Source organism: Pedobacter sp. 05L430, from assembly GCF_056397585.1.
Map to the genome: position 1 here is coordinate 1 of NZ_JBFTNT010000247.1, position 6,368 is coordinate 6,368.

Annotated in this window: 8 protein-coding genes; 4 read left to right on the forward strand and 4 right to left on the reverse strand. The window is 38.0% G+C overall.

What is annotated here, in order from left to right; genetic code table 11:
• Positions 1 to 262: 262 nt before the first annotated feature.
• The 4 genes from AC1DG9_RS21360 to AC1DG9_RS21375 form a co-directional block, all read right to left on the reverse strand.
• A complete protein-coding gene (locus tag AC1DG9_RS21360; RefSeq protein WP_172663238.1) occupies positions 263 to 1,567 on the reverse strand; it encodes an OmpA family protein in 1,305 nt (434 codons plus the stop codon).
• A gap of 229 nt (positions 1,568 to 1,796) precedes the next feature.
• A complete protein-coding gene (locus AC1DG9_RS21365; protein WP_288884215.1) occupies positions 1,797 to 3,185 on the reverse strand; it encodes an MBL fold metallo-hydrolase in 1,389 nt (462 codons plus the stop codon).
• A gap of 60 nt (positions 3,186 to 3,245) precedes the next feature.
• Positions 3,246 to 4,067, reverse strand: a complete 822-nt coding sequence (locus tag AC1DG9_RS21370) for an NAD-dependent epimerase/dehydratase family protein (protein WP_288884217.1) — start codon at positions 4,065 to 4,067, stop codon at positions 3,246 to 3,248.
• Between the two features lie 210 nt (positions 4,068 to 4,277).
• Positions 4,278 to 4,484 (reverse strand): cold-shock protein, encoded by a 207-nt coding sequence (locus AC1DG9_RS21375; protein WP_108204027.1) that lies wholly within the window; start codon positions 4,482 to 4,484, stop codon positions 4,278 to 4,280.
• A gap of 136 nt (positions 4,485 to 4,620) precedes the next feature.
• On the opposite strand from AC1DG9_RS21375, the gene AC1DG9_RS21380 reads away from it, so the two are divergent.
• The 4 genes from AC1DG9_RS21380 to AC1DG9_RS21395 form a co-directional block, all read left to right on the forward strand.
• Complete coding sequence (locus tag AC1DG9_RS21380; protein WP_337714843.1) at positions 4,621 to 4,839, forward strand: hypothetical protein; 219 nt, start codon at positions 4,621 to 4,623, stop codon at positions 4,837 to 4,839.
• Positions 4,840 to 4,892: 53 nt separating this feature from the next.
• Entirely contained in the window at positions 4,893 to 5,366 is a 474-nt protein-coding gene (locus AC1DG9_RS21385) for a YMGG-like glycine zipper-containing protein (RefSeq protein WP_172663234.1), read from the forward strand.
• A gap of 293 nt (positions 5,367 to 5,659) precedes the next feature.
• Positions 5,660 to 6,028, forward strand: a complete 369-nt coding sequence (locus AC1DG9_RS21390; RefSeq protein ID WP_337714841.1) for a hypothetical protein — start codon at positions 5,660 to 5,662, stop codon at positions 6,026 to 6,028.
• A 73-nt stretch (positions 6,029 to 6,101) separates the two neighbouring features.
• On the forward strand, positions 6,102 to 6,368 hold a 267-nt coding region (locus AC1DG9_RS21395), incomplete at its 3' end, for a response regulator (RefSeq protein ID WP_477635199.1).

Sequence of the window (6,368 nt, forward strand, 5' to 3'; positions counted from 1 at the left end):
GGGTTAAAATGGTGATTGCACCTTTTTATCATATTTCATCGCCGTTGTCGTTGTCTATTGTTGGAGGCKTTTTGGTGTTGAGTGTAGTGGCTTCGCTGGTGTTTTCGCCTAAGAAGGGGGTTGAGGGGTAAGAGGTAAGTTGGCATAATCAAGGGATCTCTCCTGGAGTCTCGTTAAATAAGAAAGCCTGGTCATTTGACCAGGCTTTCTTATTTAACGAGACTAGTATTTAAACTAGTGAGGTACTTAGACTAGTGAGATACTAGTATAAAGTAAATTCAACTCTACGGTTTTTCTGACGACCATCAGCAGTTTTGTTAGATGCGATAGGTTGGTTTGGACCGTAACCTGTTGCTTCGATACGTGAAGCGTTTGCACCTTGTGATACCAAATAAGTTTTGATAGCTTCTGCTCTGTCTTTAGATAAACGTAAGTTTAACGCCATTGAACCAGTGTTATCTGTGTGACCAGCTAATTTCAAGCTAAAGTCTTTAGCTACTAGTAATTCAGCTACTTTATTTAAAGTTGCATATGAAGTAGAACGTATAGTTGATTTACCTAAATCGAACTCTAAGTTTTTGATTGCTTCGTCAACAACTCTACGGTCAGCCTCAGTAACAATTACTTTTTCTTTGATGATCTGAGCAGGAGCTTTTAATGGACATCCAGCACCATCTACCACTGTGTTTGCAGGAGTGCCAGCACATTTGTCGAATTTGTTAGCTACACCATCTCCATCATCATCACCTAATTGAGCTTCTAATGCTTCTTTGTCTCTTCTTGCGTTTTCTTCAGCAGTTGATAATGCTCTTCTTAATTCTGCACTTTCAGCAGCACTTTCTTCGCGGATAGCAGCGATAGGGCTGAAGTTTTGTAATTGAGAAGTTCCTTTTCTGCCTAAAGCAATCTCGATACCTGCGTGAGCATATGAGAATCTGTCGTTAGCACCAGCTGTTACCCCATCAAAGTTATTTGATTTCATGAAGCTAACTGTGTAGCCTAAATCGATGTTAACACCTTTTGATACGCCCAATTTGAAACCTGCTCCAATTGGAACAAACCAATTTTGATCATATCCTGTGCTTGCACCGCCCGGATGATCGGTTGTTGCTGCAGATGACATGTAACCCGCACCAATTGTTGCATATGGTGAAAGGAAATTACGTTTTTGGTTTAAGCTCATGTTGGCGATAGTAAAGTTACCACTAACAGCTGCCGACCAGTCGATTCTAGATTCGAAAGTTGATTTAGTACCGGCAATAACGTTGGCACCTTTAACTTTACCTGCAAGGAAATCGGCCTGGATACCAAATCCCGGTACTATTTGTTTTTTGATGTAACCACCGTAACCCCAAGATTCGTAAGGAGTATTGAAGTTTCCATTAGTTCTGTTATTGAAAGGGGTATAATGCGTTAACATACCACCGTTAAGTCCTACAGACCAGGTGCGGAAATATTTCTTAGCGAATTTTTCCGACGATTGAGAGTCAGCCTCCTGTGCAAATAATTGCGCTGATAGACCCACCATGGATAATATCATTGCTGCTTTTGTAATTTTTGATTTCATGTTTTTTATAAATTAGATATTTGAGTTCTCTTCAGTTTCATTTTAATACTGAATGATTATCTGCTTGTAATAATCCTGCCAAAGCCAGTTTTATCTAATTTTAAATTTGAATGTGCTAATAATCAGTAGATTAGTTTTGCTTTCAATTTATACCAAAAAAAGGAAACGAACGTTTAAACGTAAAGATTTTTGTATAGTATTTAATACAGTTTGTGCCCGAACGGATATTTTATAACTCGAAAGTTTCACCTTTTTCAGGTAAATTAACTTTGTAGCCAAGTGCTGTTAATGCTTCGCCAAGCATGTTCATGCTTTTTATTTCTCCGTGAACCAGAAATACTGATTTAAGTTTTTCGGAATCTTGCTGCTTAACGGTATTAACCAGGTCGTTATGATCGCCATGACCGCTTAACAGATCTGTTTTTTGTATGGTGGCGTAAACCATGAGATCGCGGTTCCTTAAGCGGACAATTGGATCGCCCCGTAATAACCTGTCGCCAAGTGTTCCTTTGGCGCAATAGCCGATAAATAGGATGGTGCAATAATAATTTTGTATATTATAATAAAGGTGATCCTGAATACGGCCACCCTCCAGCATCCCGGCAGACGAGATGATAATACATGGTTCGTGATAATTGGAGACCGACTGGCTCTCGCGCTTATCATGTACGTAAGAGAGTTCCTCAAATTCAAATTCATCGCCTTGTTTGCGATAGAAGTCTTGAGATTCCTGGTTTAACAGGTGGTGATGTTTTCTGTAAATATCTGTTGCAATGGTAGCAAGTGGACTATCGACGAATATTTTTACGGGTGGGAGCAGTCCGCTGCTAAAGATTTTGTTTAGGGAATATACCAATGCCTGTGTACGACCGATGCTAAAAGCGGGAATGATTAGCCTGCCCGGGTATTTAACGCATGATTCGTTTATGGTTTCTATTAACTTTTCTTGCAGGGTTACATCGGTACTGTGCAACCGGCCACCATAGGTGGATTCGGATACTAGATAATCGACCTGTGGTAGTGGTTCCGGATCCACTAAAACCGGGTAGTTGGTACGGCCTATATCGCCGGTAAAGGCAATCTTTTTCTCTACGCCTTTATCTTGAAGGGTTAAAACTATTGCTGCAGCGCCTAATAAGTGCCCAACGGGGATAAAGGTTAATGAGACATTGTCATTTAAACGGAACTCTTTGTGGAAGGCTATGGTAACAAACCTGTCCATGGTGTCGTTTACGTGTTTTTGGAGATATAAGGGCTGAGGTCCTGATCTGCCGCCTCTTCGGCCTTTAGGGCGTCTGTTTTGCTTGCCAATAAATACATTTACGGAATCGTGTAAAAGTAATTCGGTTAAATCGGCTGTTGGTGGTGTGCTTAGGATTTGCCCTTCGAAACCCAACCGAACCAGTGTTGGCAGGTTACCGGAATGGTCTATATGGGCATGGGTTAGGATAACTACATCTATAGAAGCCGGATCGAAAGGGAAGTATTGGTTTTCTTCCTGAAAGGTTTCTTTTTCATAGTCGAGCCCACAATCAATTAATATATTATAATTTTCTAATTGTAAAAGATGCATGCTTCCGGTTACCTGTTTAGCTGCTCCCCAAATGGTCAATTTCATAGTTTTTGGTTATCCTAATTAGGGCAAGATATCATTTTAACAGTTAAGCGTAAACTAAAATTAGAATTTACCTTTTTGCAGCCACTGTACCCAATTGGTTATCTGGTAATTATATTTTAATACTGTTGATGATTGATTGGAGTTAATTATTTTCCAACTGGTAAGTTCGTTTATGAATGTTGGTGGCACCAGCCCGGAGTTGATGGCTGCTTGTGTATAAAACGCTTGCTTTTCTGGATGGTGGGCTGTGCAGGCATTGAATGTGTACCCGAAACTTTCTGTTTCTATGATATGGGTGCTGATGCCAACGCAATCTGTTAAATGAATTAGATTTATTGGGGATTGCCCATTTGGGGAATTTATTTTGCCTGCGAAGAACTTGCCCGGATCGCGACCAGGGCCAATGAGTCCACCGAACCTGAGTATAGTTGTTTTGAAAGATGGATGGTTTTTGAGGATGGTCTCGGCTTGTTTCATTGCTTTACCGGATGGGGTATCGGGATCTGGTTCATCAGTTTCTGATAATTCGGTATTACGATCGCCATATACTGAGGTGGAGCTTATAAATAGTATGTTTTTGACACTGTTGTCTGCTGCCTTGCAGATTTCGGCTATTTTATCTGGAAAGCTGGCCTGCTCAGCGCTGCTTCTTTTAGGCGGGATACAGATGACTAATGTGTGGCTATTAAAGAATGCAGGGTTGTAGTTTATGCTTGGTTCGTTAAAACTGACTAAATATGGTTCTATTCCTTCTGTTTGAAGGGTTGGTAGTTTATTGGCACTGGTTGTTGATCCTTTTACGTTGTAGCCATTGGCGAGTAGGTGTTTTGCTAATGCCAGGCCGTACCAGCCACATCCTAGTATGCTGATTGTTTTTTGCATGTTTATATATTTTAATTTAAAGCTGCCGTCGCTACCTTAAAGCTTTCGTCATCTCGACGATAGGAGAGATCTATTGAATTGACATAACCAGGAGATCTCTCCTATCGTCGAGATGACGGGGAGGGTGCAGTATGAAAAGACATTGTTTTATACGAAAAAAGCCTGATCAGGATTTATGATACAGGCTCTTTTTTGATTGAAAGAGGATTATTAAAGAACTTTTACATTCTGAGCCTCCGGGCCTTTTTTTCCGTCGTTCAATTCGAATTCTACACTGTCACCTTCATTTAGCTCTCTGAATGAATCTCCTGCTATTGCAGAAAAATGTACGAAAATATCTTTTCCTCCATCTTCTGGAGTTATAAATCCAAATCCTTTTGCAGAATTAAACCATTTAACTTTTCCTGTTGTACGCATAGTATTAATGTTATTTCGATGTGAAAGTAATCAATTGAATATTAAAATCAAAATGTTGCATTTGGAGTTGCTTTGTTGAATTTTTGAAACTTAAAAGTTCAACTTTTGTTATATGTAATGACTTAAATGAACTTTTATGGCTGCTAAAATGAAAAAGAAGGCTGATCTGAAACTGAAGAAAAATAATTTGGATGATGATAATTTAGGATTGGATGCTGACCATTCGTCGGACCCRCCATCATTAATGACAAGATTAGACGACGATAATGACCGGATTTCAGGAAATAGGGACGGAGAAAATGATGCTGAGGAAAATTATAGTAGCGTAGTTTACAGTCCGTTAGATGATAAATAACGTTTTTGGCACCATTTTCTCTAGATATGGGTAGTAAACTAAATTTTATAGTCATGAAATATTTATTTTCAATAGTAATAGCAGGGACAATGTTATTATCGGCGTGCTCGAATAACAATGAAAAAGAACAAGCCCTAATTAAGCAACAGGCAATTGCCGCAGTAAAAGACAGCTTGAAACTAGATAGCTTTAAAAAAGCAGAAGTGAAGAAAAAAGAGGATGCAAAAATTGCTGCTCAGGTGAAAGAAGAAAAAAGAACTTTACTATTAGCTGAAAGAAATGAAGCTGCTTCTCAATCTTCCGGAAACCGAAATTATGAAGAGCCGGCTGCTTCCAAGAAAAAAGGATGGAGTGAAGCTGCTAAAGGTACTGCAATTGGTGCCGGAGCAGGAGCACTTGGCGGAGCGCTAATTGACAAGAAAAAAGGAAGAGGTGCCATTATTGGTGGTGTTGTTGGTGCGGGTGCAGGATATTTAATAGGAAGGGATAAAGACAGAAAATCTGGAAGAGTACAACCTAAAAATTAATACAGGTTAAGATTTTACTATCTTTTAAAAAAAACGGCTGTTATTTATATAACAGCCGTTTTTTTTTGTTTAAATTTTCGTGGTATTTATTTTTAATTAAGGACTGTGGAATATATTCTACAATAAGGGTGTTTTTGATTTAATTTATACTGTGTACACAAAAGTGTGTAATAAGTGTGAAACTTATATTTAGTGTGTATACAGCCGAAAAACACCAATAAAGGCTGATTTTACTGTGAAAAATTATTGCTGGCTTGATTTTTTCAATTAGGTAATTAAAAACAGTAAAAAAAATGAGGCTTAACATCGGTTTATTAGTATTAATTTTCATCTCTTTGAGCAGTTGCACAAAAAATTCGACATTTAGCAATCCTGAAATCGCTATAAGTAATGAAGGAATACTGAGAATTGAATGTGAGAACTGTGATGTGAACTATCACATTAATAACAAGGATTTTAATGTTAGTGTTTCTAACGGAAGTAATGATATCCCATTTTATTATACGAGTGACTTTAAATTAAAAACAGAAGTAGTATCAAACGAAGATCAAAATATAAGAGTACTGGTTATTGATTCTTTTGGACGTGTGGTTTCAAATGAATTGAACACAAGAGGAAAAGGGGAAGTTAGTAAAATGGAGTTTGCTATTAAAACAAAGTAATAAGGATTAAAGTGTAGAAATTGGAAAGTGATTGAGATAATTAACTAAAGATTTTAAGAAAGGAGACAAGATTATGGAAAGTAATACAACAAATAGAAAACAGATACTGGTTGTTGATGATGAGCTAAGTATTCTTAGACTATTAACATTTATATTGTCTGCCGACTATGATCTTGTGATTAAGAAGAGTGGTATAGAGGCAATAAGCTGGTTAGAGGAAGGGAATGATCCTAATTTAATTATATCTGATTTGATGATGCCTTATTTTGATGGCAGCACATTGATTAGAAATCTGAAAATTAGCGGCCTTTACAGAGATACTCCCGTTATTTTATTATCG